Here is a 26,513-nt window from a genome sequence, read left to right as displayed (position 1 = left end):
GCCCGAGAGTGCGGACCAAGCCCTTGGCTGTCCCCGATCGGTGGCGTGGAAGGCAGGGGCGTGCAGGCCTCAACAGGTGGCGTACGACATAAAAGCCGCAGCAGATTTAGCTTGCGCAGCTGGTGGTGATGGCTTCATTACGCCGCCAAATCACCGGGAGAATTTAGTGTCTGATCAGAATAATGGACCGAGCCTAGTCGGTCTGACGAGCGAGATTGTTGCAGCGTATGTAGCGCATAATTCCCTTGGTATGACGCATCTGCCTTCGCTAATCCAGCAAGTACACCAAAGCCTGAGCGTACTGGCAACAGGTGCGGCCGAGGAGGCTCCGCCTGAGGTCCAGACACCGGCCGTCCCGATCAAGAAGTCCTACACGGCGGACGCAATTACGTGCCTGGATTGTGGGAATAAGTTCAAATCCCTGAAACGCCACATCAACAGTGATCACGACCTGACGCCGGATCAATACCGAGCCAAGTGGAAGTTGCCCAACGACTACCCAATGGTCTCTCCAGCTTACAGCCAGAGAAGATCTGAACTGGCCAAGACGCATGGATTGGGTCGGCTGGCCGCGGAAAAATAGGGCTTAAATAAGCGTACTTTTCCGTTCCAAGCGTGATCGCTAAGGACACCCGGAGGCCTTCCATTTGGCTCCCCCGCGCCCAAGCCCATCCACCTTTATCCGAAGCGCGCGTTGAAGCACCGCCACTCAGGGGCTGCTGCGCGTGGTGGCGACTGTAGGAAAGCAAAAGCCGCGCAGCTTGCTTCAGCTACGCGGCGAATCCGGAATGGTGCTGAGAGGCTAGTTGCTTGTGGTCGTACGCGTGTTCGTAGTGTCATGACGACGCCCGCGTAGGCCGAGAAGGCCAGCAAGTCCGAGCAGGCCCAGCCAGCCCATGTCAAAGCCACCGTCGTCATTTTCGTCGACTTCCACCACAGCCGGCGCGGTAGGCGCTGGCGTGGCCTGAGCGAAGGCAGCTACGGTGCTGGCGGAAAGCAAAGCAACAGTAAGAACAACTGCAAGGGGGCGAGTTTTGATCATGTTTAGCTCCAAGGTTAGCTGGACCTCGTTGGCCAGGAGCAATTCAAACTCACGGCCGTGTGAATCGTTGCTTGCCTCATGTGCATGTCCATGACGTGCTTTATTGCGGAACTCCGAAGGCCCGGCGCCGTTGACGCCGTGCAGATTAGAGCCTGCACGTTCCAAGGACTCCTTTGGCGGGGGCCCCAGCTCTGGGAAGGGCTGGGGTCGTCCTTACACGCCGTCCCCATTGAACCACCACATCCCACCGATGCCATGGCCCTGCCCCGTCGCAGGGTAAGCATTTCCAAAATACCACCAGCCGTCCGCGGATCTTGCTAGGCTCCCATTGGCAGGGCTCAGCGCATGTCGGGCAGTACATCACTGCGCAGACGCCGCGCTGATAACCTCCACATCCTCTGTCTCGAGCAGAAGCGTCTTGGTGATCTGGCTGGTTTGCTCGGTCATGGTGAAGGTCAGCCGCAGGCGGTATCTGCCGATCGGCCAGTCGCAATCATCGAGCCCCGCAAGCGTTGAAACCTCGGTACTCACGCTCACCGGAATGCCAGCGGGATAGAGCACCGTCGCCCCGCCTCCGCTGCACAGTACATTGCCATCGTCGGCATTGCGCGAGGAAACGGCCACGCGCACCAGCATGTCGTGTGTAGGCGTGCCCACGAAGTGGATGCGCGGCTCAGCGGGATAGACAGCCTCGCGCGCGGCGAAGCCCTCGATCATCAGCCATTCGCTGGGGGCCTGCTGCTGAATGGAGGCGAACCGGCTTGCAGCTTGGAGGTCGCGAATAAAGTCGGCCGTGAAGATAACAGCGCCGGCAAGAGCAACACCGCAAACGGCGGAAATGATGGTGCGCCTCATTTTCCGATCAGGCCCCTCACCCAATCTTCGATGCCCGCTCGAAACGTCAGGTAGAAAGCCAACGCCCCACCAAAGAAGAGGATAACCTGCTTGGCGCTGGCTCCCCACCTTCCCAGGGTCTTCCAGGCCATCATGAATTTCGCCCATTCCTTAAGCACCTCGGCTTCGTCGCGGGTGAACACAACGACATCATCGGGTTTCTCCTCACGAAGGGCGTCGGCCAGATGCTGCATTACGCGGCGCTCGGCATCGGACATTGGTTCTTTGGTCACTGATCGAAGCCCTTCGTAGGGTGAGCATGGCTACCTGCCCCGGACCATGTCGATGATGGTGCGCGAGCGCGGCACGGGAGCAGTCTTGGCGATAGCCTCTACCTTGGCTGCAGCCACGCTCTCCTTGGGCAGGATGATCTGCTGCGCGTCGGCGGTGACCACCTGCGGACGGACAGTGGAGCGCCAAGACTTCCACTGGCTCCAGAGATAGAGGGCAATGGTGGCGACTGCGCCGAGGGAGACGTTCTGCCAGCCGCCGACGAAGATCTGGTTGATGGCCTCCTTCCCCTCGGGCGGGAGCGACATGTAGAGGAACGCCAGGGTGCCACCGAGGCCGCCCAGCTCCTGAGCCCGGCGCCAGAGCCAGCCCAGGACGATGTTGTTGCCGATCATGTTTGCTGCGCCTCCTAGCGCCAAAAAAAAGCCCCGGCGATTGCCAGGGCGATGAGGATGATGAGCACGGTGGCGATGATACTCGGCCACTTTCCGCCGCTAGCATCGTCCTGGTGCGTGTCGACTACAAGAATGTCGGGCCGAGAGGGCGCGTGCGGGATGTCGTCCTGCGGCGGTGCTGACACGGGGCCGTTGCCGGCAGCCTTCGCCTTTGCAAGGATCGCCTCGACTTTCGCGGGCTCCACCAGCGACTTGTTGAGCCCATCACCTGCATAATAGGACTGCCCGCGCGTAACTTTGCGCTCCTGACCCTGAGTATCAGCCAGCACCGGTAGCGACGCCCATTCTTGAGCCAAGCGTTTGCCGAACTCCACCAGGCCGATCTTGCCAGCCATGAATTGCTCGTAACCGCGGCGTTTTAGCAGATGATAGCCGAGCCGGTCCTGCAGGTTGGCGTCGAACACCTGCCCTACCCCCAGCCGAAGCTGCTGCCTGAGGCCTTTGAGCGTGGCATTCATGAACTGATAGCGACCCGCTGCCGAGGACTTGAACCGTTTGGTCCAACTTGGACCGGCTGCGATCACCTCGTTCACCGTCATCTGCACGAGGGGCTTGGGAAGCACCCGCTGATTGTTGCCGTAGAGCGTGCCGTATCCTTGAGGAGCTTCAATGCCCCCGATGAAGTCGAGCAGGATCGCGGCGCCGGCTGGTACCGTTTTGTCCATGGTTCACCTGTGATGTTGGGATTCAGTCAAAGAAAAAGGCGGCTCCGAAGAACCGCCAGTCAGGTCTGTGTTTCTCGCCCTGCCGACAACGGGGCTTCTACGTTCGCTCAACCGATCACCGGATGCGAACGAAACAGTAACCATCGGGCGCAATGACGCGATTTCCGTAAGGTTGTCGGAAGTCAGTTAACCTTTGTAGCTTCGGAGAAGCGCATGCTCGTAGCGTCAACGAAGCGGGGGGCTTCAGATGCAACTAGACGTGCTCATATCAAGACGCGAACCGTGCAGTCCGCCTACGCTGCTTGTCGTAAGAAACGGCGGGGGACAGTTCATTCCTCACCACTTGCAGCACGTTGACTGGCAGCACTTCGCCACCGTTCCAGCAGATGAGATGATCCTCGGCGCCAGTGCAGGCAGAGTCCGTGCAGAAGTTGAGCGAGACGGTTACTCAATCGTGCAGCCTGGCAGTTAGGCCCCCATTAGCCGCACCAAGGGCTGGCAGATAAAATCCCGCCCGAGCGGGCGAATGGCGCTATGCTGGTTACGCCTCGTGGCCCAACCTCCATTAGAGGCAGGGCGCCTGCCGTTGACTCGGGGGAAATGGCAGGCGCTTTACTACCGCCGATTGCGGCAAAGAAAAGCAAAAGAGAGGCTTGCCCCTCGCGAGTGGCCTTACCCTAGCCGGTAGTCGCAGGCTATCGATCGTCCTTGCCGGCGCCACCCTCCGGCTGTTTCAGATCAAGCGAGGTCGTAGACCCGCCGCCCCGATCTGCTTTGTGGGTGACGCCTGCAATGCGGTACGAGCCGTCAACGCCGGGCCGCGCACCTGAGAGCATGAATGTCCCTTCGGCCTGGGCGGTGACCTCGAGGTCCAGTTCTACTGTCCCTTCCCCACCTTCGCGCTTGCTGTCGCTCTTCCGACCTTCGGCAATGCCTTGGGCCTGTCCCTCGTCGGCTGCCAGAGAGCGGACTTCATTGATCGCGTCGGCGCCCTCAATCTCGGTATCTAGGCTGACCGATTTGAATGAAGCGGATGGTCGGTCAAAATACCGGCTCACCCCCGACTTAAACGAACGCCTGGTGGTTAGCGGAGCGATGTCCCAGCTGATGACGTTACCGGGAACCCGCCCAACAACGATCGGCATTGTGCCGCCACCTGCGCTTTCACCGGTGCCGCGCTTGGCCAGCACCGCTTTGTCTCCGCGGATCTTGAACGTCGCGCCCAGTTCGCGCGCCAGCTTCTGGCCCATGTGCAGGAAGCTAGACGCGTCAGCTGACCAGTAGTCGCGCGTTATCTCGGCTAAGGCTGGGTCAATGACCATTGAGAGCCCGGCCCTTCGAGCAGCCTTGCCTAGGAACTGCTGTAGCGTTGCGTCGTCCATATGGTGCGATTGGGGCTCCTTGACCTTGCCCTTTGCATCGAAGCCCTTGGCTGTGACCTTCAATGTGCGTCCGCTGCCGCGCGATCCCGACGACCGCACCGTATCTACAGTGCCGGAGAAAACGGCCGCACCCTGGAGATAGACCTGCACCTTGGCGCCATCCTTCGGCAGCTTCAGCTGGCCGCCGCTGTCGTCGAAATCCAACGAGCACGTATCGCTGGCAGTGCCGTCCTTGTCGGACACCGTGATGCCAGTGAGAAACGGGCGCATGCCGTCGGTCATATCCTGACCATCGACAAACACCTTCCACGAGACTGTCCAAGCCATGGGTCATCCAAACAGTGATACGACGGGGCGAGCGCGGAACGGGTCGGCCGCAGGCCTGTCCGGAATTGTCACCGTGGCGCCGAGCGGGATCATTGGGCCCAAGTCCGCAAGGCCGGGATTGAGCACAAGCGCCTGCTCCAGCAGAGATTGTCCTGCGGGCCCATAGGCCTGGAACAACAGCAGATCGAGGGTCATGTTCGGGCGCGCGATGGTGAAGCTCTGCATCTCAGCGCCCCATCGCCCCGAACAACGAAAGGATCGATCCGATGATGTTCGGAGATCCCCCTTCGGGTCCTACCTTCACCAGGCTGATAGTGTGCTTCACGACGAAGCCCACCCCGTCGCGCATTAAGTCGCTGTGGTTCTCCTGAATGCTCTCGATGGCGAACCACCCGAACATTTTGCCATCGCCACGCATCACCGGAAGCCTCTGCCCAGATCGACGGAAGCCATGCGCCACCTCGAGCTCCGTCAACCCACCCGTTTTGAACGGCAGCAGTTGGCCGGAGAGGGTGATCTTGTCATCCCCCTCCCCCATGAACTCGCGGCCTGGCAGAGAGCCCATCAACGGCTTGGTGGCGAAGTCAGCCGCTGCCGAGCGAGCCACGTCATCGACACTAAACGGCCGCGTGTCGAGGGTGAGAGAGCCGATGGAATACAGCATTACGCCACTCCCCATTCCGTGTCGGCCTGGATGCCGCTGAAGGCGTCTCGGATCTGCCGGCCGAACTCTTGGGCGATGTCCTGGGCACTGGCGTTCGCCCCGCCCTGGATGATGATGTTGCCGAAGCTGATGGTGGCGCCGCGACCACTACCCAACATGGCTTGCGTTTGCGGTGCAGTGTGCACAAACCCGGAGCGGTTCGGAGTAATCAGCTCCGGCCCTTCCTCACCGACGAGGTAGGTTGTGCCACCGGCGATTGGACCACCAGCAGCGAACCCACCGCCGTAAGTTCCCGGCTGCCCAGTAGCGCCCGCTGGCGGCGTTGCGGGACCACTCAGCGCTGTGTTGCCCTGCCCTCCGCCAAACAGCCCGCCGAGCATGCCGGGCACGCCCGAAAAGACACCGCCGATCTGTCCCGGCAGACCTCTCAGCCAAGCCATGAACTCTTCCCACTTCGCGGCGATCCCATCCCAGAGGGACTGGATAATCTGCGAGCCGATCGCTGAGAGATTGATGCTGGAAAAGACAGCCGATATTTGGCTCCCGAGTTGCCCAAAACGCGCAGGGACCGATTGAGCCGCCGATACAAGCCGATTGAAGTTGGCAATGGCAGTGGCCACGAATGCGCCAACAGCTAACCCGGCTTGAGCGCCCCATTGCGTCCAGGCTGCACCGTTCATCTCACCCGTTAGCCCGGCGAACAGGGCGCTAAGTGTTCCAACCGCGTCAATGATGGGCTGCAACACAGGGGCGAGTGGGCCGACCGCAGCCATGAAGGCGGCGCCGAAAGCGGTGAACATTTCCGCCAGGCCGAACCAGTTGTTGTAGATCCAGGTGCCGGCCATCGCCACGCCGACCAGAAGCGCACCAATGCCGGTGCTAATCACCGCGAAGCGCAGCGCAAGCAGCGCGTTCTTGACGAGGTTGAGCGGGTTCAGCAGTGCCAACACACCTGCCTCCGCCTTTACAGCCACAAGCCCAAGGCTCAAGACCCCACCTTTCATCCATAGCAGTGCGAACTGGGCTGCGATGGCCGCCACCCGCAAACCGATCACTGCGGCTGTGATGCCAACCAGGGCAGCAGTAAGGATGGGGTTCGCCTCAGCGAAGGCGATCATTCGATCTACGATGGGAATAAGGGCGTCGGTGATCCGGGTCATAGCCGGAAGCAACGCCTCGCCAACCACGGTGGCCAGCAAATCCAATGAGGATTTCAGGCGCTCCACTGTACCCCAGAACCCCTTCATTCGGGCCGCGGCTTGTTCCTGGGCGCTCGTGTTCCTGATGATGGCCTGAAGGTCTTCGAACTCCTTGGAACCCACCTCTGCCAGGGCAATCGCCGTGCGGATAGCGTCCGTGCCAAAGATGTCTTGCAGGTACTCGTTCTTAGCCTCGTCGCTTAGGCCTTCAAGCCCGTCCTTAAGCTCCTGCGAGATCTCAGCCATCGACTTCATGTTGCCGTTGGCGTCGAAGAACTCGAGCCCCATCTTTCTCATGGCTCGCGCTGCAGGCTTCGACGCAGGAACAAGCCGCTGCAGGAATGTCTTGAAGCTGGTGCCAGCATCCGAACCGCTGGCAAAGTACGAGGAAGTTGCCGCTATGCTGGTGTTGAAATCATCCAGTGTGACGCCAAACCCACCAGCAACGCCGCCAGCCTGCGCCAGGGCGAGCCGATAGTCATCAATACCGAACTTGCTCTGGATCAAGACGCCGGCGATCCCATTAGCGGCTTCCGACAACTGGTCGGCGCGGAGCTTGAAGTTCGCCATAATGTCGGTGGTGATGTCGGCCGCAGTGGAGAGGTCCGCGCCGCTGGATGCCGCCACGTCCATGGAAACCTTGAGTGCGCCACCGAGGATGTCCGCAGCACCGAGGCCGTTCTTTGCCAGCATTTCGATGGCAAGCGCAGACTCATTGACTGAGTACTGGGTCGTCCGGCCCATGTCCTTGGCCAGTTTACCCAAAGCGGCGAACTCAGCGTTGGTGGGGCTGAGCGCCGCTTCCACGCGGTTCATGGATGCTTCGAAATCGGCTGCAGCCGTGATCGGAGCAGACATCCCCCGGTAGAGGGCATACCCCGCAGCCGCAGCACCGAATAGCTGCCCCTGCATCGCGGCCATGCGCTGATTGTTGGCAGCGATCTGTCCTTGCAGACCGTTCATGGCAGCCGAGATGCCACGAGCCGGTGCTGTCACCCGATCTATGAGAGACAAGATCAGGCTGGACTGTAGAGTGGCCATGCTGGCTCCTAATCGCGGCGGGGAGAGTTAGGGCTGCTGCTTTGGTCGTGACCGCTTGAGCGACTTTGCAGCGGTCCTGGAGTAGTCCACCAGCTTGTCGATGTCCCATTCCTCGACGGTATCGATGGAGGTGTTACTCCGCTCCGCCATAGCGAAGATCAGGTCGCGCCACTGGATTGGCTTGCTGCCCTCTTCCGCTCTTCCAGTGCGACCGCTGCGGACTTTCCCATCAGGGGTGTGATCTCCTCCCCGATCTTCTCCAGATCTTCGATGTCGAGCTCCATAATCAGCTCGACGTCGACCCCAGCGAGTGCCGCAAAAAGGAGATAGCCGGCCTTGGCTTGGTTATTCTCGCCTTCAGCGACGAGAGCATCCTTGGCCTTCATGCGGCGGAATGAGAGGGTTTTGACCTCTCTCCCCTCATGCTCGAGGGGATAGTCCAGATCGACGGTGACGGACGTTTTCTTGATTTCAGCCATAGCTTATGCCCCCAACGCCGTGCGGGTGCGGGCGAACAAGTCCTTGCCGCCAAACCGGACGATCCGCTCCCAGGCATCCCAGTAGAACAGCTCGGTTCCGTCCATCACGAGCTCGTAGTGGGTGATCTCGTTGAAGGAATGCGTACTTCCCGCGAACTCAGCAGGATCGCTTTCATCAGGCTCCCAGGTCGTGATCGCACCCTCAATAATAGCGCGAGCGGGAACATCGCGGCCGCCGCCAGGACCACGCTTCTTGTAGGCGCCAGCGAATACCCACCGGTCCACCTCGCCGAAGCCGGTGAAGATGTCGGTGTCGATGCCCTTGGCGCTGAAGGCCGGTTCAGGAGCCTCAATGCGGGGCATGGAGAAGTTGATGGCACCGACCCCGCCGCCCGGATTGTGCTCAGCCGTGGAAAGGGTGAGCGACGGCATGGTTAGCGTGGCGATCGTGATTGCACGCGAACTGTCGGTCTGCGACAGCCGACGCACATCAACGGCCGTGAGAAGGTAGAGAGCAGATTGTGCCATTAGTGCGGTTCCTTACGCGACAGCGTTAAGACGAGCGATGATGTCGGCGACCAAGCCCTCAACGGCGGGGCGATAACGGCGCACTTCGTGGTTCGCGACCTTGAAGGCCGGTGCCGGCTCAATGCCGAGATTGACCGTGAGATGACCAAGGCGGATGTTCTCGGGGCTGTTCTTGTTGGCCCGGAACTGCACGTCATAACCAAGAATGTCGTTGTTGGCCTTGTGGTCGCGAAGCTTGAACTTGATCGACTGGATCCACGCTTCGGCCAGATCGGCGCTCACCTTCTTGCCGAGGAACTGACGGGTGATCTGCATCAGCTCGACGGTGATGTAGTCGGCGCCGCGTACCTGGTGGATCTGCTTCCACAACTCGCCAGTGGTCGTGTTGTCCGTGCCTATGAATGAGAACCCGCCATCGGCAATCGATCCATCAACGCCGCTTTCGCCAGCAACGACGATGGACACCTCACTCTCCAACATCTGCTGTCCTTCGGTGGAGCCATCCAGCAGCGAGAACGGGATCTTCCTGGAGAGGCCGGCCAAGCCGTAGACGGTGCGATTGGCAATCGGGTCGAATGGATCACCGCCGGTTTCATTGTCCGCGCGCATGAAGAGGCCAAGAATGCGCGGCCCCATAGGGCGGGTGACGATCGTCTCGCCCTCATAGACACGAGCGGCCACACCCACCGGAATGATCCGTTCGGAACTCATGGTCTCGCGCGCATCAATGGCGTTCGCCGCGGAGGTGTCATCCACATCCACCACAGCAATGGCGAGGAGGCTGTTGAGAGCAGCAGGAAGTGCGGCAATCACCGGATTGAGGGCGTCCGCATCGGGCCGCCAGGCAGTGCGACCGGCCCACACCAGGCGAGGTGTCGCGTTCACTACGAAGGCAATGCTGGCGACATCAGCCAAGACGGCCACGATGTTCGCGGCGGTGGCTGCCACCGATCCGCCTTCCGCCACGCGGACAACGGTGACATCGGCACCGATGTTGAACGGGCCCAGCTGGGCGTTGATGCCCTTGACCGCATCCGCCAGAGCGCCCGTCCCCAGCTTGGACGTGAACGTCGCGTCGGTACTCGAGAAGCGAACTGGCTGCCCCAAGGGGAATACGATCGCGTCGGCGTCTGCAGAGGTTTCGATCAGAAGGGCTTTGGAGAAATCCGCGCCGAGGATCGGGACGGGATCGTCATCGGGGCGAGCGAAAGTCATCCCGAACACGGGTGTGCTCATTGCGGTATCCTTTGAGGGTGGTGGGGATAAAAAAAGCCCCGCCGGTAGGGCGAGGCAGTTGGCCGCCATACAGGAGGCGGAAATGGGCATGAAAAAGCCCGATGCGAACACCGGGCTTTCTGGCCACCATTCAGGGGGTGGATTAGTGGGCGCTAGGCGCCGTGTGGGTTGGGCGACTTTAAGACCTAATCAGCGATGCCGAACTCGGAGACGAAGGTATTGCCGACGGTTAGGACGGGCTCAACATCGAGCACGATGGTCTCCCCGGCCACTAACTTGCCATCCTTGTAAACTTCGAGGGAGATGGAATAGTCGCCCGCTGCGATTGCGCCGTCGCCATTGTCTGTGGCGCCGTACCAGATTGGAGTCTGGATGTTCTGTGTGACCTTGCCACCAGCGTTGAAGTCGCCGTCGCCTTCGTCGTCAACGATCGGGCCGAAATCATCGTTGTTGATTGCTACCCAGTCGTATCCAGAGTCTTGCAGTTTCGGCCGAGAGCCTTGAGCATCTAGCTCGCTCAGGGAAAACGTTAAAGAATCCTCGCCGAAACCGACGCCGCCGTCATAGTCAATCTTCAGCTGGAAAGAATATCCGTCTTCCATAAGCTCGCTGATGGTTCTGTCGCCGAGTGATGCGACCGAATAAACAAACCCGGCCCGCTGGCCTTCCGTGAAGCTGTAAACTCCGTCCACCTGCTCCACGTCACCCACATCTCGAATGTAGCCTTTGAGGCCCAATTCAATGTCAGAGAGCGAGGTTACGGTCGCATTAAAATTCACGGTGGTGTTGCCGTCGCCCGCGAACAGAGCGGCCCCGTCCGTAGCTACTGAGGAGATTACGCCGCTTTCAACAGGTTCGCCCTCGTCAACTGGCTCTGGCTCTGGCTGGGGTTCTGGCTCTGGCTGCGGCGTAGGCTCGCCCGTCTCAACCTGCTTTACCTTTTCGTCAACCTCGGCCTGGGTCGGGATAGTTGCCGGGTCAGCGGTCACGCCCTGAAGCAGCTCACGGGCAATGTCAGCGGCGTTGTCGCCGACATAGGCTTCGATTTCTTCTGGTGTGTCGAGGCTAGCCGTGAACAGGTCGGCCGTTTCGATCTTGTTTTCGGCAACGGCGAGGTCAGTACCCCGAGCACCATCGAGAATGTTGATGGCGATAGTCTCAAGCGACTGAGCGCCCGACTCAAGCTGTGCAATGTAGAACGCCAAACCAGCTGCGTCCGGTGCGCGCCCAAAGATCGATTGGTAAATCAACTTTACCACAGCTTCGCTATCGAGATTGTCGAACCGCGCCAGCGCCTCTGGCTCGGCAGTCAGGCGCCCGACCAGTTCAGTAAGGTCGCTGCCGTTATCGGTCAAGCCTGACCAGAACTGAAGACCTTCCGGGTCCGCTGGGCGCCCAAAGAGCGCTACATATATACCCTGAATTGTTGCCATTTATCCCGTCCGTGAGTGTTTTCGGGCACACGGGAACGCACAACTGCACGCCCCTCCTCCCCGAGGCAAACATTAGGACATGAATACTGTGGATTAATCAACGGGTAATTGGCTTAGCCCAAATGGCCTAGTTCCGCTGTGGAGCAACCGCGCCGAATATTGTACGGTAGTCACCAATGTCTGAGACCATCACCAAAGCCCAAGTCTTCCAAGCCGCAGCGACGGTCGCGAGCGGCTACCTGGCAGGCAACAAAACCCCCTTAGAAGACGTCCCCGCCGTCTTTGCGAAGATACTGGAGATCGTGGCCGCAGCTGGCGGCCCCGGAGGCAACATCACCGGTTTGGAGCCGGCAGCCAAATTCAATGAGTCTGTCGGGCGTGATTTCATCGTGTGCCTGGTGTGCGGGAAAAAGCTACGAAGCCTGAAGCACCACCTGCGCTCACTGCACAGCCTCACCCCCGAGCACTACCGCTCAATGTGGAACTTGCCCCACAACTACCCCATGGTGGCCGAGGAACTGGCGGAAGTCCGCTCCACCGTATCCCGGAAGACCCAGGCTGACTTCAAGGCTGCGCACGGCATGTCACTACCGCAAGCCAAGCCGCCGAAGCAGCCGAAGCCGCGCAAAGATACGTAGAGCAAAAACGCGGGCGCGCCCTCTAGTAAGCCACAACCCAGCTGGCGCATGAAAAAGCCCGGCACCAAAAGGCACCGGGCTCCATGGCCGCCCATTCAGGAGGCGGTTTCTTACAGGCTCACCTTTAGAGGTGGAGCTTTATGTTCGTGCTAAGCTTCAGGCTTGGCCTCGAGCTTTCCGTCAAGCTTCTCTTCAAGCTTGGCTTCAATCTTGGCTTCGAGCCTCGCCTCCAACTTCGCTAACCTTTTGGCAATCTGATGGATTTGAGGGTCCTTAACCTCAGTAGCGCGCGAAAACTTCTTAGGATCACCACCAAATAGCATGGCGTGAGTGATGGGATCGTAGAACCGAAGCATGGTCTTGGCGAAGTCATGCGGCTCGATCTTCAGGGCCTTCGACATGGCCTCGTACTGATCGGGTGGAACGCGCCCTCTGCCTGACTCAATCTGTGAGATAAAGGTGTAGTAATCCAAATCGAGGTGCCGCGAGAGATCGCGCTGGCTCAAACCAGCAGCCTCACGCAAGCTCTTCAGCCACAACCCGGCTTCCTGCCGTAGCTTAGCCACTTCCTCTACCTTCTGCCTCTTCTGAGGATTACCATACATCTCGTTCTCACTTCGCTGCACTGCATGCAGTGTTTACACTACGCGGGACCCGCAACTTAGCGGGCTTGTCATACAAAATTCACTGTCTGCACTATATGGGGCATCCAAGGCAGAGTCTACTGTTTTCAATGACGAGGATGTACAGTGATGCTGTAACTTTAACACTTGACGACTCTACAGTGAAAGACATAGCTTGCACCTCGACGGGGTTGGAGGACCGGGGGAGATAAATCCCCTAGTTGCGCCTATCCCACCGTCGCTACCTCTTTGGCCACGTCGGTCACAGAAAAGGAAATACAAAACTATGGCTACCATCCAGGAAGTCTACATCGCCCTCTTCGGCCGTCCTGCCGATCCTGCGGGTTATGAGTTCTACGTTGCTGCAACCAACGACGGCGAAGACCTGAGCGCTGTTGGCGCCCTGTCGGGCTCGCCAGAGTACATCGCCCGCTTTGAAGGCATGGGTGATGCCGACATGGTCAACCAGATCTTCATTGATCTCTTTGGTCGTGCCGCTGATCCCACCGGTCTTCTGTTCTATGTTGAGATGCTGCGCTCGGGCAATGCGTCGATCCAGGACATCGCTATCCGTATCATCGACGGCGCTACCGGCGTTGATCAGGAAGTGATCGAAAATAAGGTTGCGGCTGCTCAGTCGTTCACGGACTCGCTCGACACAGCTGAAGAACGCGCTGCCTACTCGGGTTCGGACGCAGCTGCCCAGGGCCGTCTCTTCCTGTCGGTTGTGACCGAAGACGACGCAACCATCCCGACGCAGGCGCAGGTCGACGGCTTCATCTCAGCTATCGGCTCGGGTGAGAACTTCGACGTCACTGTTGCTCTGAATACTCTTGCTGCTACTGAGCAGGCCGAGGCTGACGTTCTCGAAGCTATCGCTTTGGCCGATAATGCCAACGAGACCGACGGCGAGGCTGTTCTTGAAGGCGCGGCCCTGGAAGGCTTTGTCACCGGCTACGATTCTGGCGACGCAGCTATCGAACTGGATAATGCACAGGACGAACTGTTCGACGCACAGGCAGATGCGCTTGCTGCACGTCAGGACCTGACTGCTGCTCGTAATGCTGACTCTGATGCTGAGCTTTCGGCTGACTTGGATGCTGCTAACGCAGCTATCGTTGGCACGGCAGATGAAGATCTGCTTGTTGAACGCAACGAGACCCGTGCGGCATTCGAGGCCGACGTTGCTGCCGATGGCGCAAATGTTGAGCTCCTCACCGATCTGCGCGCTTCAATTGGTGCATACGTCTCCGCAGGTGGTGATCTTGGCGCGCTGGTGAACGATGCGGTTGATCCCGTGAACGACGTCACCGTTGGGGATCTGCTTGCCGAGTTGAACGACGTTCTATCGGTGACCCCGGTTGTTGAGGCGGACGTTGACGCGCTGGTGGATGCAATCGGTGAGTTCACTGGCTTCAATGCGGACGCTGACGTAGCCAGCGAAGTTGCTCTTGATGACGCGCTTGACGAAGTCATCCAGCGCGACACGCTCCGTGAAGACGCTGCCGCTGCTCAGACCGCTCTTGAAGCTGGTGGTGCAGCAGCTGATGCCGTTGTGGCTGCCGAAGCTGCAATCGACGCCCGTGAGGCTCTGATTGAAGCCGACACAACCGCTCAGGCGGAAGTTGCAGCCGCTCAGGACTACTTCAACCAGATCTCCGAACTGGTTGACCGGCTTGAAGCTGCTGAGGCCGACGTTGCTGACGCAGTGGCTGCTCTCGATGAACTCGGTTACGAACAGCCGGTCACCGTGGACGGTGTTGAAGCGGCAACCGCTGGTAACGACATCTTCCTTGCCGCTGAGACCAATGGTTCGATCACCGGTTTTGGCACTGACGGCGACGACCTGCTCTATGTTGGCCAGGGCTTCCGCCTTGTCGAACTTGAAGACGAAAACGTCGGCACCGAGGCCGTTGGCGCGATTGGCGTGCAGGAGATCTTCATTCAGCAGCAGGGTGCCAACACCTTCCTGTATATCGAAGACGCGACCTTTGACGGCAGTGCAACGGATGGTTCCTTCGACGGCACCATTATCCAACTGTCCGGCGTCAACGCTGAAGACGTTTCGTTCGCAAACGGCTACTTCTCCATCGCATAAGTCTAAATCGTGAGGGAGGCAGCTCCTTCACCTCCTACGGGCCCCGCCATCTTCGGACGGCGGGGTTTTTGTTTGCCTTCTCATACAACCACCGGCTGAGCCGGCCCAAAACCATGCACACGCCAACTCACATGGCGTCCCCATGCGAGGCAGGACGGCGTTTATGCATATCTGCAGGAAGTCATCGGGTACGGGCGTAACCACGCCAAGGGCGTAATCTCGATCATGAACCACGACAAAAAAAATCGATTCCAGCAAAGAAACTCGTCCATCCAGCTAGTGCTGGATCCATTGCTTACTCGGGCAGGTCTTTCGCCAGCAACCACATGGCGTCGATTGCCTCGGCTGTAAGGTCAAGCGCCTCGATAATCTGCGGGTTTGCGAAAAGCGGATGGTCACGCTTGTAAAAGGGCGCATCCTCCCAATCGATCAAAGCTAGGTCGCACTTCAACGAGTCGTCGATCTGCTCAATTGCGTTCGGGATAGCATCGCGGGGAATACCAGCCAGAGCAACAGCAGAGCGGAGTTGGCGGCGCGTCAGGGTGTAGGCGTGAGCGCCGGGAGGCGGTGGCAGAAGCTCCACGACCCACTTCTTGGTTTCCGCATTCCACGCCAGTTGCTGAGTTTCGGAGTCGCAGGCCGGCTGAGCTGGTGCCTTGACGTAGCCTGCGGCGCTGATCTCTGCAGCCGTAAATGTCTTAGGATCCGTTCGAGTCCTACCGTCGGGCATGGTGATGCGGAAGGGTAGCGGGCCGGGGGAATGGCCATCTAGGACATAAAGTTGCTCCCTCATTCGGCCAACACCTCCATCATCCACAGCCCCGCAAAACCGGAAGGACTGAGATAGCTATACCCTGGGAAATCTCCCCCCTCGGTCTCACCCATCCACATGGCGAACGGGCCGGATGCTGGGTGAGCAATGTTCATTGTCAGCCCCGGAACCACACCCATACCCAACCAATCGACGCTAGTGGGTGCCGCCTGACCAAGCCCTGGGGAACCGCCCCCCGTAGACAGGTTACCAGTGGCAGGAGCCAGCAATACCTTGGAGCCGGGTGCAAGACCCTGCATCGGGGGGATTACTACCTGGGCACCAGAGCCTGGGGCGGGAATATAGACAAGCCGGCCAATGGTGCCCGCCCCCCTCAGGATGAAAATATACCCCTTGGAGCTACTGGTACCCGTACCCGGCGCCCATGACCCCGCCTCAGGCCGGGTTTTGCCACACGCTACAATAGTCCTGTAACTGGCCGTGATTTGCTCGGCTAGCAGCACTTTGGCTTCCGGCAACCCAGCAACTGGATTGTTAGGCACGAGCGCTCCGCTGGAAGAATAACGGTCAGCGATATACACGGCTAGCTCGCCCGCTTCGTTAGAGGGCCATTGAACCGTGGTTTGGTTGGACGTCATGCCGCTGGTGACATATGGCAACGCGGCGCCTCCAGGGCCCTCGCCTCCCGGCGCCATCGCCTGAGACAGTCGCCCAAAGGCGCCGCCCGCCTTCTTGAACATGGTCATGGCCTAGCCCTCGAGCACGCAAATAGTGATTTCCGCATCGCTAGCGGCGGAAGCGAGAGCCTGTATCCGGTCCCCGCTTTCCAGAAGCAACCCGCCGGCAGGGACAGACAAAGCATCCTTGGCCGCCACGGTCGAATTGAAGCACAGACGGGTCACAGCGTGCGATGCACTGGCATCGGTCCACTGTACCGTCACGTCGACAGCGTTGGCGCCGTCCACGTTAGCCACCTGGATCATGGTGACCTTGGCGCCAGTCGCCGGGGCTGTGTAGACACTAGCGGTCGTGGTGGTCAGGGCAGCGCGCGCATTCTTGATGGCCATGATCGGCTCCTAAAGGGTTGATGCGAGCCAAAAGGCGTCGTCGCGAACGGCCACTAAAGCTCCATCAACTTCGGTCTTGCTGTAGGTACCAGCGGCCAGTGCGCTGATCTCGTTCTGGGCTTCATCCAGGACGGTCCGAAGCTGCCTAAACGCGTCCGCCGCATTGGTATCAGCAGGAAAGCCTTCGATTGGCCCAATAGGCACGTTCTCAGCAGCAACCCCGCTGTTCTGGAGGGCAGCAAGTCGGTCCTCGGCGTCGACTATAAGGGCGTTGATTTCGCCAACGCGGTCATTGAGCGTGTCCAGTGCCGGCTTTACCGCGAGATCCAGCTTGCCCGTTGCAAGCTCAATGGCGCTCTGTGCAACCGCGTCCTCAAACCCTGCTGCGATCTCTTGCAGCGCCTTGATGCGAAACCAAAGCCCCTGAAAGACCGCCGTGAGCGTGGGTGGGTCTAGCAGCGTGACACTGCTGACAAGAAAGTCGTTATCGGGAGACGGCAGTGTCGATGACATGCTCACCCTCCTGTTCGACAATCGCCGTGAGCAGCGAGCCCTTGGCGAAGTGCGTTTCGGTTCGGCTGAACCGAATGCCCTCGACCTTCACGCTCTCACGCAGCGTGAACATGTATTCCTGGTCGGCCTCAAACTTGGACATGGGTGCTGCTCTTAGGTTGCCATCACGAAAAGGCTCTCGCCGAACCACTCGTCAACACTGGACTTGGTGCCCTCGATCAGGACAGTGGCCGAGGTGGTGGCGGGCAGGCCGGTGAACACCGCGCTGAGACGCCGGCGCCGGGGTTTGTCCGGATCCTGCCAGATGCTCACGGCCGCTGCCGTGTATTCGGCCGCCCCGATAAGCAGCCGCACGGTCGCGGTGTGCTGCGCATCGACCCACTGGTCAATCATCAGGTCCACGACGATCCGGTTGGTGCTGACGCCGAACTGGATCAACTCGGTGCGAGCCCGGAGCAGTCCTTGAGTACGACCGACCTCGCTGCGCGCAGTGGCGCCCAAAAGGATCGCCGGCGAAAGGTCGGTCGTCCCGACCATCACCAATCTGAGCCGGATGCCCTCCGGCTGCGCGTAAAGCGTGTCCGCGTTTTCCGGCGTGATGTTGCGCCAAGGCTGATCATCGCTCGGAAGTTTGAATTGCCAGAGGGCCTGGGTGCCCTCCGGTGCCCACCCAGGAGCGACGAGCCGAACATAGGTCATGCCGCCAGGCAGGTTCAGGGGCTGGAACTCGATCTCGGTGCGGGTGCTCAAGAACTTGGCGCCCATCAGATCGAACTCAAAGTCTTCCGTGATGGAGCCCTGCGCCCAAGCGCCGTCCGACATCTGGAACATCGACCCTTCGGCGAACTTGTTTTTCTCCACATAGGCGATTTGGTGATTGCCGGTGGTGACCATGAACCAGGCATAGCGCCGGCCGGGTTCCAGCAGGCTGGGGCGCAGTGGGAAGCGCACCTTTCCCGCTGCCAGGTTGGCGTGCAGCACGGTAGACCGATAGATAACCTTGTCGAGTTCGGGCTCGCCGTCATCGGAGCATTCGCACACCACCAGATGCGCATCGCCTGAGCTGCCGACGCGGGTGAAACGGAGACGAATGGCCGTCAGGATCTGCATCTGGCTGTTCAGCCAAGTTTGCCCATAAACGGACCCGTTGAGCCCAAACTCCTCGCTCACATAGTCCCAATAAGTTTCGGTCCAGCTCGTCGTGGAGACCTTTTGCACGTCGTAGTTCTTGTGACCGTCCGAACGCGGGTCGGCGTTCCAGTTGGCTGAGCGAGTGTTGGTTGAAAGACCCACAACCTTGAACGTCTCGCCCTTCACCGCCAGCTTCTTGCCAGCCTTTGCCGCCGTCCCAACCCGCTCCCAATCCTTAGTGTTCTCGCACACGGTGACGATCGGGCCATAAGACGTGGAAGAGCGCGAAACTTCGCGCTGCACGGCCCGCACCTCGGTGTGAACCAGCTGGCTCATATTCTTGGATTGGGTGCCGCCCTCCACCGAGAGCTTCACCACCTCCTCGTAGCGAGGCAGCAGCATGCCATCCACGACCATGACGTCGGAGTTGGCCGCATCGTACAGTTCCAAACGGTCGTCCCGCAGCTGCACAAACTCGAAGCGTATGCCCTCGGCGACACGCGCTACCCACATTGGGTGGTCGGTGTCCCATTTGTCGTTCACGAGGCCTGGATCATAGAGATAGGCGCGGGGTTCGTTCTCGAGGATGCGGGTTTCCCGGCGCAAGGCACTGATATCGAGCAGAGCCTGGGCAAAAACGTCCCGCCTGACGGCATCGCGCTGAGCAGCCGCTACCGCCGAAAGATCGGTACGCAGTGTTGCTACGGTCTGGACCAGTTCAGCGAACCGGAACTCAAGGATGGTCAGCCGGCCTTCGACTTCATAGAGCGAACGCACCCGATGAGCCGGGTGCATCTCGATGGCGGCCACGCTGGTGTTCGACAGCAGGACCCAGGCAACGATGCATTCAGTCTCGGCTACGGTGGGCTTGAGCGGCGTGGGGCCGGGTATACCTGCCTGCACGATCCCCTCAATGGTGAAGTGCTCGGCAACCTCGATCTGCTGAACGTCGGTCTCTTCGGTGTCCGCATCGATCAAGACCTGGCGCTGCTGCCGGATCACATCGACCTTGCCGCGCAACAGCAGGGCGACCCAGACGGTGTCACCCGACACTTGCGTCAAACGCGGCTGCAGGTCCACGTCTACGGGCTGGTCCAGGTCGTACACCTTGCCAGCGACATAGAGCCGGCCAGGGTTGATGCGGACCACAGTCGATGCTGGTGCGGAGACGGTTACAGCCGCGTAATGGTGCGGGTAGCCTGCAACGTCGGCCGCTAGATTGCCCACAGCCTCGATCGTATTGAGCCCATGGGCAGAGTGGTCGTCCCCACTGTTGTAAACGTCATCGCGGATGATCTGGCGCTTCATCAGGTCCGGCCCAATCGATTTCGAGAAAGGTATTGACCGGCGCGTACGGCGCTGCCGGCGGGAATGGCGTCACCCGCGGTCAGCGGACGATAGTTGGCAAAGTCCACCAGGATTTCCGTTTCTGGAGCCTTGGCCTGGCGGAGAGCTTCCAAAGCGCGCTTTACCGGTCGGAAGTCCGCCGCTCGAGATGGTCGACGTCCAACCGGGTGCCGCCCCGCGCAATAGCCGGATCTGGGCCCAACGGTCGCCGTCTTCACCAGATAGATCGCGCGAAATGCTGGATGGCCCAGCAGCACACGACCAATGGGATACCGACCGGTGAGGGGCCGGTGTGGATGCGACAGAGCATCGATGAGCTCAGCGTCGACATAGGCGAGAAAACGGGGCGGCGCTGCCCGTGTCCCAACAAGGCTTGCCAGCTTGGGCCAGTCAGCGACGATCGCGCGTTTGCGGTCTTGCGACCAATCCTCAAACCAGAGATCAACCGAACGATGCGCTGCCAGGAACGGAAGGAACTCGCTGGGCGTGGTGGCCGGGTCCATGATCTGCCGGATGGGCACCGGCAGTTTGTCGGTCATCGCTTCGGCAATGGCGCGCTCGAACGCGCCGGCATTGCTGTGGAGAAGCGCCGCACCCATCAGCGCACCTCAACCGTGATGTCGAGCTCACCCAAGATCGGGACTGTATAGGGGTCTGGTTCAACTATCAGCGGGGCGAGATCCCGCACCTTGATCACAGATGGTCCGTAAGCGGCGCCGGAGAGCAGATCCGCCGGCACTTCGCCGCCAATCACCATTCGCTCGTCAGCCTCCCTGCGCACGCGAGCTTCGGCTTCGGCTCGGACCAATTCTGCATCCGGCCCTTTTGGCACTTCGATCACGAGCCTCACCGAATAGATCAGACGATGCGCGGCCAGGACATTGGCTGCTACGGCCTCGGGCTGCACGTCCGGTGCAGTGACAGCCTTGCGAATTGCCGCCCTTTCCTCGTCTGTAGGTAGACGTCCACCAGGACCAACAATGACCACGTCACTGTCGCCACGGCGACCGTGCACCTCATGACCATTCACACGGGCATCGAGCATGGCGGGCCAGGCGGTCCATGCTTCCAACAGGTAGCGGTCACGTGTGCCAGCAGCAGGACGGCCGAAACTCAACAGATAGCGCCGCAGCAGTGCAGTATCGCTCTCCAGAACGGCTGGAGCGCTTGTGCTTGCCGGCACCAACACAAGGCGCTGAATGCCCTGCCCTGCCGCGATGTTGTCGAGGTCGGCGCCATGGGCCAGCGGCGCGAGAACCGCGCTGATTGCCTCGTTGACGCGTTGGCGGTCGAGCAGCCGAAGATAGCTGAACACACGCTTGAGCACATTGGCCGGACCAGCTGAAATCCGCGTGGCATCGAACACCGGCAATGCGGGATTGGCCAACCGCTCTTCACCCCAGACCAACAGAAACCGATCGATGAACGCATTCTGCAAGGCATCAGCCGATAGGATCTCGATCGCTGCCGGTGGGGGCAGACGCGACAGATCAATACTGGTGGTCATTGCAGCCTCTAAGTGTTGGCCGTCACGGCACGTCCACCCGCGAAGGCCAAGCCGAAGGTGCGCACACCCTCGACGGTGTTGTCGCCCAGATGAGCGCGAGGCCGCCAATCAACCTCGATGCGGAAACCAGCCCGGCCGAGCCGAACTTCATCAACGCTGCCGTTGAGGTCGACCCGCCGAACGCGGAAGCGCGGCTCCCAGACATCGATGCCTGCGGCCAGGAGTGTGCGGAAGGCAGCGAACAGTGCGGGCACCATCAGTCTCCCGAGAAGCTCGACAAGCCCTGCCCCGAAGTGGCGCATCAGGATCATCTCGCCAATGCGGGTGGTGAAGATCACCTCGACAGACTGCAGAGCGGAGGCATAATTGTCGATGACCTCGCCTGTGTGTCGGTCGATATCGGCCATCAGTCACCTGCCTTGGCTTGTGCCTTGGGTGCAGTACCCAAGAGAGTAATGCGGCCTAAGCCGAGATCGTACTGTGCCTCCGCTGCGGTAAGCTCGACCTCGCGATCTTTGGGCGTGGGCGAGCCGTTGACCCAGGCCACGCCGGGGGCAACTTCGTAGGTTTTCTTGTCCATGATGTTCTCCTAATCGACGGCCGAGACGGTCGATGAACCTTCAACTATCGGCCAGAGACCGGCAGAGGAGCCGGACCCGACATTGACCTTGTCGCCAACCCGGGCGACCGCAGGTCCACCCTCCCCGCCAAGCGAAACCTTGGGCGCATTGACCACCACGTGCGAGCCAGCGGTGATGTGTAGGACGCCGCCTTTGACCTCAATGCGGACGTCGGCGTCCTCAAAGACGTTGGCTTCCATGTCGTTGTTTGGCGACGGATTGCCGTCAGAGTACCCCGCGCGGAACACCAAGCCCTGCCTGGGATCACCGGAGGGGTTCATCACGCCAACGATCTGGCCCTTTTTCAGCGGTATGCTGGTCTTCCCGGTTTCAGGATGGGGGTAAAACGGCGACAGGTACGGTTCCTCATCGGTGCCACCGAGGCGCAGGCGATATCCCTTCTGAGCGTCCACCACCTCGACCGGCCCAACCTTCAGCGCATTGCCGAAGGCGGACTTCAGCATCTCGAGATCCGCCTTCATGCCAACTAGCTCGGCGAACATCAGGTTTACTCCGCAGGTTGTGGTCGGCGCTGTAAGTCGATCGTTGCGCCCTCCATCATCGGAGAGGCGCGTTCTTCGTCACCAGCAAAAGGACCACGGCCAAGGGCGAGCAGTTCCGAGGCGGTCATGCCATGCCGGCGCTGTAGCGACTGCCACGGCTCGTTGGAGCCCGCCAGCAGCGATCTGATGGTTGCGGCTTGGGTCTGCCGCACCGGATCACTGGACGCCTCCAGCAGATCAAGGAACCCCGAGAACGGCGCATCAGCATCGAGGGCATCGCCCTTGACCGGATCATCGGCCAACTGAACTGAAATGCGCATCTGGTGACCAGCAAGACGCTGACCATCATCCGCATTGCGCGCGCCGGCATATTCGAGCTTTGTCACCCCGTAGTGTAGACCGCGATAAACCTCAGCCCACGGGTTGTCCGGATCATTCAGCGCATCGGCAAGCTGCCGCTGCACAATGTCTAGGAAGAACTCCTTGGTGCTGTCCGAAGCCGGCACCTGGATGCCCACAAGCGTAGCTTCGCCGGTATCTTGGTCGACCTCGGTCATGCCAAGCGACACGCCCATCTCGAAGACGATGTCACAGACGCCGTTCTCGATCAGGCTGCGACCGGTCACGCCCTCGGCTTTACCCTGGTCGGTGTAGACGCTGATGAACGGCTTTTCTTCATCCGTCCGCAGGGTCCCATCCGCTTGGATATCGAGTGCGCCATTGGGGCTGTCGAGCACATTGTCGCCAACCAGCGTCCGGCCCTTCAGTGCCTCAACGGCAGCGATACGCAGCGCGATCCTGGTCAGGCTCATGTCTCGGATAACTCCAGCACCAAGCGGGCTTCGCCCCGATCATCCACGCGCTCGACGTTGAACCAAGGCTCAGCTTTACGAGACAGAGCCTTCACGCGGTCGCCGGTCCTGATTGCTGGCCCGGCATAATTCGCTGCGTTGATGTGCAGCTCGGCTTTGCCTGCTGCGAGTTGGGTGCGCCAGCTGGCTGCCCAGCCTCCGGCTATGTTCGTCTCATTACCGCCCCCGACCCGAAGCACCGCTTCGATATCAACTGGCGGGCGGGCTGGATCGACTACGCCCTTCTTGAGGAACGACAGGCGGACGGGTTCGGCAAATGCCTTGTCGACACCCGCAAGAACCTGGTCGCGAGCATCGTGGAAGCGGGCGGCGATGGGCATCAGGTAACCGGCTGTGCAGCCGCTTTCAGCGCCGCCAGGATTTCGGCCTTGTTGTCGGAGGCCTTGATCTGGACGCCCCGCTTTACGGCTTCCGCAACGAGCTCGTCCTTGCTCATGTCCTCGACGGTCTTGGGCCCATCCGGTGCCGCAACCTTGACCTTATCCACGAGAGTTGCGCCCGCGGCATCAGCGTCAGCCGCTACCTTGTCGCTCACCTCACCAGCCCAATTGCGCGGGATGGCGACCTTCTGACCTTCATCGTTGAGGTATTCGAAGCGCTTTCTGAAACGACGGAACATGCTTGCCTCCTTACTGCCCAACAGTGAGCTTGATGATCACGCCGGGCTTGGTGCAGATCGGCAGCACGTTGGACTCGGTGTGGATTTCCTGACCCTTGCCGTGCGGAAGATCGTCGGTCGAGACGAAGATCTTGTCGCCGGGGTTAGGCGCCTGGTTAGCATTCGCAATTGTGTCAGGCGGCGCGCTGTACCGCTTGAAGTACGGAGTGCCGAGCGGCACCAGGATCGCTTCATCGTCGGCGACGGCTTCCTTGGTCAGGAAGGTGCCGTCGGGCTGGCGATACTGAAATTCTTCGTCGATCCGCTCGAGGCGCATGCCCGCAAAGGTGAAGCTCTCCTCGACTTCTTCGCGGCCCGGATTGGTCCCTGCGTCGCGATAAGCCTTCAGGTTGTCGAGCACGTTCTGGTGGCCAACGTACTTGTCGAAGAATTCAGCGCCGGCGAGCACCACAGCACCGCGAGTTGCAGCACCACGAAGCTCCTTTCGCAGCAGCGCCTTGGCTTCCCGGTTCTTCGCGGCAATCCCTGTTGTGGACGTATCCAGCGCGAAGTTGACGGTGTGCTGGATCAGTTCGAACTCGTCGTAGAGGTCAAGCAGGAGCTTGCCTTCGGCATCGAGGATCAGACCGTTCAGGGCGCCCCAGTCGAGGTGGTTCCAGGTGGCAGTGTGCTTGGACCGCATCGACCCGAGCTTCTCGTTGTAGACGCCCGCAAGGGTCTGGAAGACATAGTCCTCACCCCAGACCAGCAGGTTCTGCAAATCCGAAGGGGTGATCGCATCATCCAGCGGAAAATGCGGGATGCTGATCATTAGTCCCTGGCGGTCGCCACGCATGTTCAGATTGTTCTCACCGCCGCGCTCACGCGCCGGGATGATCGTGATCTCGTCATCGGTCAGGCCGAGACGCACGTAAGTGGTTGCAATGGGCGTGTCGGCGAAAAGCCCCATCTGAGCCGGACGACCGGTGTCATAGGGCGGGATGTTGATGCTTTCCGTGAGGCGGTTGGGCGCGAACTCAGGCGCCTGCAGGTAGTCGAGCGGAGTGGGCATTGCTGGTTAGACTCCAGTGCGGGCAACAATGCCGCGGGTTTCGAGAGCAGCTAGAGCTGCAGCTTGCTGGGTGGCATTGGTGCCTACGGGCCAGACCAGGGCCTGCAGCACGACCTGGGCCCGCCGCTTGAGGTTGACAACGGTCACGTCCTCACCCGTTGCGTCGGCGTTCTGTAGGATGATGGCCGCGGCAGTCTCGGTACCGTCTGAGGCGCCGAGTGCGAGCGGTTTGAACTTGCCAGTTGCGGTGACAAGGCCGAGGACGGTGCCGCAAACAACGACGCCCGACCCCGCGGCCAGCGTGTCATCATCTCGGGAGAACCGGTTCTTGCCCTCGTCCTTCACGACGTCGGAGTCGACCTTGTAGCTGTAGGTTTCCAGAGCCATTTGCCCCTCCTTACTTGATGCCGTTGCGGCGCTTCATGTCCGCGACGAGATCGACGCGCATGGTGGTTGGCTTGCCGCCACTGCCGTTCAGTCCCTCGCCGTTGAGGCGGCGGGCCTCGAGAGTTGCGGCGTCATCGTTTGCAGGTGCCGGCTTGTCCGATGCAGTCGGCTTGGGAGCCTTGGCGAGGATTGCAACTGCAGCGTCGGCGGTCATCTCCGTCTCGTAGGCCAAATGCTCGGCCTGATCTTCGCGGCCCTTGGCTTCGGGCGAGGTCATGATTGCCTTGATGCGGGCCTTGGTGTCGGCGGTGATCTGGGTGGTATCGACGGGCTTGTCCCCGCCGTCGTTCTTGTCCGACATGGTGTTCTCCGGTGTTGGACTTGGTGACGCGGCGGGTGCCGCCTTGCTGGTCGGAAGTGACCAATTCTTCTTGCTCGCAAGCGCGGTCAGGCGCTTCGGAGCATGGGCATAGGTGCGGTAGTCGAAGGCGGCCACGGCGTCGGCCTTGGTCTCGGTGGTGTCGTCAGCAAAGCCTTCGGCGATCGCCTGTTCGGGCGAATACCAGCGCTCGGCTTTCATGATCGCGCGGCACTCATCGGTGGTCTTGCCGGACTTCCCCGAGTAGACGCGGGCATAGGCCGTCGCCAGCGCCTCAAGCCCTTCGATGGTCTTGGCGTGGTCGTCCGAAGTGCCCCAGGTCATCCCCGATGGATCGTGGATCATCATCACGGCGCCGGCGGACATGGTGACCGTGTCGCCCGCCATTGCAATCAATGAGGCCGCGGAAGCTGCAATGCCTTCAACCACGATGTTCGTGGTGCCGGCTCGAGCCGACAGCAGCGCGTGGATCGCAGCACCCTCGGAGGCAACGCCCCCGCCGGAGTTGACATGAACATCCAGGTCGCTGTCGTCTTCCACCTGGGCCAGTGCCAGCACGATGTCAGACGAGGTGAACCCGTCCTCAAAGAAATAGTCACCGACATAGCCGGAGAGCCGAAGCTTTCCGTCATCCAGAATGGCAGCCATGTGCTGTTCCTTAATTGCAACCCTGATGAATAGACTGAAACATCAGCTTCTGATCGGACAGCAAAGCTGGACCTACGACCGTTTGCTGGACTAGGTATCGATCAGCCGAATTGATTAGATCGACTCATCAATCGTGCTTTCCTGGAACGATTGACGTAGCCC

General features: G+C 60.3%; 33 protein-coding genes. 3 read left to right on the top strand and 30 right to left on the bottom strand.

The window, feature by feature from the left end; translation table 11 throughout:
• The first annotated feature begins 76 nt into the window (after window positions 1-76).
• Complete coding sequence (locus HRQ64_RS10520) at window positions 77-583, top strand: MucR family transcriptional regulator (RefSeq protein WP_349236693.1); 507 nt, start codon at window positions 77-79, stop codon at window positions 581-583.
• Window positions 584-802: 219 nt separating this feature from the next.
• Here HRQ64_RS10520 and HRQ64_RS20160 read toward each other — a convergent pair whose 3' ends face one another.
• From HRQ64_RS20160 to HRQ64_RS10455, 13 genes are all read right to left on the bottom strand, one after another.
• A complete protein-coding gene (locus HRQ64_RS20160) occupies window positions 803-1,207 on the bottom strand; it encodes a WGxxGxxG family protein (protein ID WP_248308202.1) in 405 nt (134 codons plus the stop codon).
• 195 nt (window positions 1,208-1,402) lie between these two features.
• Complete coding sequence (locus tag HRQ64_RS10510) at window positions 1,403-1,897, bottom strand: hypothetical protein (RefSeq protein WP_172123241.1); 495 nt, start codon at window positions 1,895-1,897, stop codon at window positions 1,403-1,405.
• Entirely contained in the window at window positions 1,894-2,169 is a 276-nt protein-coding gene (locus tag HRQ64_RS10505; RefSeq protein ID WP_172123240.1) for a hypothetical protein, read from the bottom strand. The genes HRQ64_RS10510 and HRQ64_RS10505 overlap by 4 nt, the downstream gene beginning before the upstream one ends.
• Before the next feature lie 30 nt (window positions 2,170-2,199).
• Window positions 2,200-2,562: a hypothetical protein gene (locus tag HRQ64_RS10500; protein ID WP_172123239.1), complete on the bottom strand. Its 363-nt coding sequence runs from the start codon at window positions 2,560-2,562 to the stop codon at window positions 2,200-2,202.
• 14 nt (window positions 2,563-2,576) lie between these two features.
• Window positions 2,577-3,287 (bottom strand): hypothetical protein, encoded by a 711-nt coding sequence (locus tag HRQ64_RS10495; RefSeq protein WP_172123238.1) that lies wholly within the window; start codon window positions 3,285-3,287, stop codon window positions 2,577-2,579.
• A gap of 695 nt (window positions 3,288-3,982) precedes the next feature.
• Entirely contained in the window at window positions 3,983-4,996 is a 1,014-nt protein-coding gene (locus tag HRQ64_RS10490; RefSeq protein WP_172123237.1) for a late control D family protein, read from the bottom strand.
• Between the two features lie 3 nt (window positions 4,997-4,999).
• Complete coding sequence (locus HRQ64_RS10485) at window positions 5,000-5,221, bottom strand: tail protein X (RefSeq protein WP_172123236.1); 222 nt, start codon at window positions 5,219-5,221, stop codon at window positions 5,000-5,002.
• A 1-nt stretch (window position 5,222) separates the two neighbouring features.
• Window positions 5,223-5,660, bottom strand: coding sequence for a phage tail protein (locus HRQ64_RS10480; protein WP_172123235.1), 438 nt, complete (start codon window positions 5,658-5,660; stop codon window positions 5,223-5,225).
• A complete protein-coding gene (locus HRQ64_RS10475; RefSeq protein WP_172123234.1) occupies window positions 5,660-7,900 on the bottom strand; it encodes a phage tail tape measure protein in 2,241 nt (746 codons plus the stop codon). The genes HRQ64_RS10480 and HRQ64_RS10475 overlap by 1 nt, the downstream gene beginning before the upstream one ends.
• A 158-nt stretch (window positions 7,901-8,058) precedes the next feature.
• Window positions 8,059-8,379: a phage tail assembly protein gene (locus HRQ64_RS10470; RefSeq protein WP_172123233.1), complete on the bottom strand. Its 321-nt coding sequence runs from the start codon at window positions 8,377-8,379 to the stop codon at window positions 8,059-8,061.
• Window positions 8,380-8,382: 3 nt separating this feature from the next.
• A complete protein-coding gene (locus tag HRQ64_RS10465; RefSeq protein WP_172123232.1) occupies window positions 8,383-8,907 on the bottom strand; it encodes a phage major tail tube protein in 525 nt (174 codons plus the stop codon).
• Between the two features lie 12 nt (window positions 8,908-8,919).
• Window positions 8,920-10,143, bottom strand: a complete 1,224-nt coding sequence (locus tag HRQ64_RS10460) for a phage tail protein (RefSeq protein WP_172123231.1) — start codon at window positions 10,141-10,143, stop codon at window positions 8,920-8,922.
• 185 nt (window positions 10,144-10,328) lie between these two features.
• Entirely contained in the window at window positions 10,329-11,576 is a 1,248-nt protein-coding gene (locus HRQ64_RS10455; RefSeq protein WP_172123230.1) for a DUF4214 domain-containing protein, read from the bottom strand.
• A 176-nt stretch (window positions 11,577-11,752) separates the two neighbouring features.
• Between HRQ64_RS10455 and HRQ64_RS10450 the strand changes: the two genes are divergently transcribed.
• Window positions 11,753-12,214 (top strand): MucR family transcriptional regulator, encoded by a 462-nt coding sequence (locus HRQ64_RS10450; RefSeq protein ID WP_172123229.1) that lies wholly within the window; start codon window positions 11,753-11,755, stop codon window positions 12,212-12,214.
• Between the two features lie 149 nt (window positions 12,215-12,363).
• Here HRQ64_RS10450 and HRQ64_RS20480 read toward each other — a convergent pair whose 3' ends face one another.
• Complete coding sequence (locus HRQ64_RS20480) at window positions 12,364-12,819, bottom strand: helix-turn-helix transcriptional regulator (protein ID WP_172123228.1); 456 nt, start codon at window positions 12,817-12,819, stop codon at window positions 12,364-12,366.
• A gap of 304 nt (window positions 12,820-13,123) precedes the next feature.
• On the opposite strand from HRQ64_RS20480, the gene HRQ64_RS10440 reads away from it, so the two are divergent.
• Complete coding sequence (locus tag HRQ64_RS10440; RefSeq protein WP_172123227.1) at window positions 13,124-14,935, top strand: DUF4214 domain-containing protein; 1,812 nt, start codon at window positions 13,124-13,126, stop codon at window positions 14,933-14,935.
• A gap of 295 nt (window positions 14,936-15,230) precedes the next feature.
• Here HRQ64_RS10440 and HRQ64_RS10435 read toward each other — a convergent pair whose 3' ends face one another.
• The 16 genes from HRQ64_RS10435 to HRQ64_RS10360 form a co-directional block, all read right to left on the bottom strand.
• Window positions 15,231-15,728, bottom strand: coding sequence for a hypothetical protein (locus HRQ64_RS10435; protein WP_172123226.1), 498 nt, complete (start codon window positions 15,726-15,728; stop codon window positions 15,231-15,233).
• A gap of 728 nt (window positions 15,729-16,456) precedes the next feature.
• On the bottom strand, window positions 16,457-16,774 hold the full coding sequence (locus HRQ64_RS10430) for a hypothetical protein (RefSeq protein WP_172123225.1): 318 nt from the start codon (window positions 16,772-16,774) through the stop codon (window positions 16,457-16,459).
• A gap of 9 nt (window positions 16,775-16,783) precedes the next feature.
• The gene (locus HRQ64_RS10425) at window positions 16,784-17,287 is read right to left on the bottom strand and encodes a hypothetical protein (RefSeq protein WP_172123224.1); all 504 of its coding nucleotides are present in this window, start codon (window positions 17,285-17,287) and stop codon (window positions 16,784-16,786) included.
• Window positions 17,259-17,429, bottom strand: coding sequence for a hypothetical protein (locus HRQ64_RS10420; protein WP_172123223.1), 171 nt, complete (start codon window positions 17,427-17,429; stop codon window positions 17,259-17,261). The genes HRQ64_RS10425 and HRQ64_RS10420 overlap by 29 nt, the downstream gene beginning before the upstream one ends.
• Before the next feature lie 11 nt (window positions 17,430-17,440).
• A complete protein-coding gene (locus HRQ64_RS10415; RefSeq protein WP_172123222.1) occupies window positions 17,441-19,726 on the bottom strand; it encodes a hypothetical protein in 2,286 nt (761 codons plus the stop codon).
• Window positions 19,726-20,364: a phage tail protein I gene (locus HRQ64_RS10410; protein WP_172123221.1), complete on the bottom strand. Its 639-nt coding sequence runs from the start codon at window positions 20,362-20,364 to the stop codon at window positions 19,726-19,728. Before HRQ64_RS10410 ends, HRQ64_RS10415 begins: the two co-directional genes overlap by 1 nt.
• On the bottom strand, window positions 20,364-21,272 hold the full coding sequence (locus tag HRQ64_RS10405; protein ID WP_172123220.1) for a baseplate J/gp47 family protein: 909 nt from the start codon (window positions 21,270-21,272) through the stop codon (window positions 20,364-20,366). The genes HRQ64_RS10410 and HRQ64_RS10405 overlap by 1 nt, the downstream gene beginning before the upstream one ends.
• An 8-nt stretch (window positions 21,273-21,280) precedes the next feature.
• Complete coding sequence (locus HRQ64_RS10400) at window positions 21,281-21,679, bottom strand: GPW/gp25 family protein (RefSeq protein ID WP_172123219.1); 399 nt, start codon at window positions 21,677-21,679, stop codon at window positions 21,281-21,283.
• Entirely contained in the window at window positions 21,679-21,852 is a 174-nt protein-coding gene (locus tag HRQ64_RS10395) for a hypothetical protein (protein WP_172123218.1), read from the bottom strand. The genes HRQ64_RS10400 and HRQ64_RS10395 overlap by 1 nt, the downstream gene beginning before the upstream one ends.
• A gap of 9 nt (window positions 21,853-21,861) precedes the next feature.
• Window positions 21,862-22,374 carry a baseplate assembly protein gene (locus HRQ64_RS10390; RefSeq protein ID WP_172123217.1) on the bottom strand — a complete coding sequence of 171 codons (513 nt, stop codon included), beginning with the start codon at window positions 22,372-22,374 and terminating at the stop codon, window positions 21,862-21,864.
• A 26-nt stretch (window positions 22,375-22,400) separates the two neighbouring features.
• Window positions 22,401-23,207, bottom strand: coding sequence for a hypothetical protein (locus tag HRQ64_RS10385; protein WP_172123216.1), 807 nt, complete (start codon window positions 23,205-23,207; stop codon window positions 22,401-22,403).
• Window positions 23,204-23,587, bottom strand: a complete 384-nt coding sequence (locus HRQ64_RS10380; protein WP_172123215.1) for a hypothetical protein — start codon at window positions 23,585-23,587, stop codon at window positions 23,204-23,206. The genes HRQ64_RS10385 and HRQ64_RS10380 overlap by 4 nt, the downstream gene beginning before the upstream one ends.
• Window positions 23,587-23,886 (bottom strand): hypothetical protein, encoded by a 300-nt coding sequence (locus HRQ64_RS10375; protein WP_172123214.1) that lies wholly within the window; start codon window positions 23,884-23,886, stop codon window positions 23,587-23,589. The genes HRQ64_RS10380 and HRQ64_RS10375 overlap by 1 nt, the downstream gene beginning before the upstream one ends.
• A gap of 10 nt (window positions 23,887-23,896) precedes the next feature.
• The gene (locus tag HRQ64_RS10370; protein WP_172123213.1) at window positions 23,897-24,937 is read right to left on the bottom strand and encodes a major capsid protein; all 1,041 of its coding nucleotides are present in this window, start codon (window positions 24,935-24,937) and stop codon (window positions 23,897-23,899) included.
• Window positions 24,938-24,943: 6 nt separating this feature from the next.
• A complete protein-coding gene (locus HRQ64_RS10365) occupies window positions 24,944-25,324 on the bottom strand; it encodes a head decoration protein (protein WP_172123212.1) in 381 nt (126 codons plus the stop codon).
• Window positions 25,325-25,334: 10 nt separating this feature from the next.
• Window positions 25,335-26,351 carry a head maturation protease, ClpP-related gene (locus tag HRQ64_RS10360; protein WP_172123211.1) on the bottom strand — a complete coding sequence of 339 codons (1,017 nt, stop codon included), beginning with the start codon at window positions 26,349-26,351 and terminating at the stop codon, window positions 25,335-25,337.
• Window positions 26,352-26,513 lie beyond the last annotated feature (162 nt).

Origin of the sequence: Devosia sp. 919 (assembly GCF_013185965.1) — a bacterium.
GTDB lineage: Bacteria > Pseudomonadota > Alphaproteobacteria > Rhizobiales > Devosiaceae > Devosia.
The sequence above is the reverse complement of the archived record's forward strand: the minus strand, read 5'-3'. Positions and strand labels throughout refer to the sequence as shown.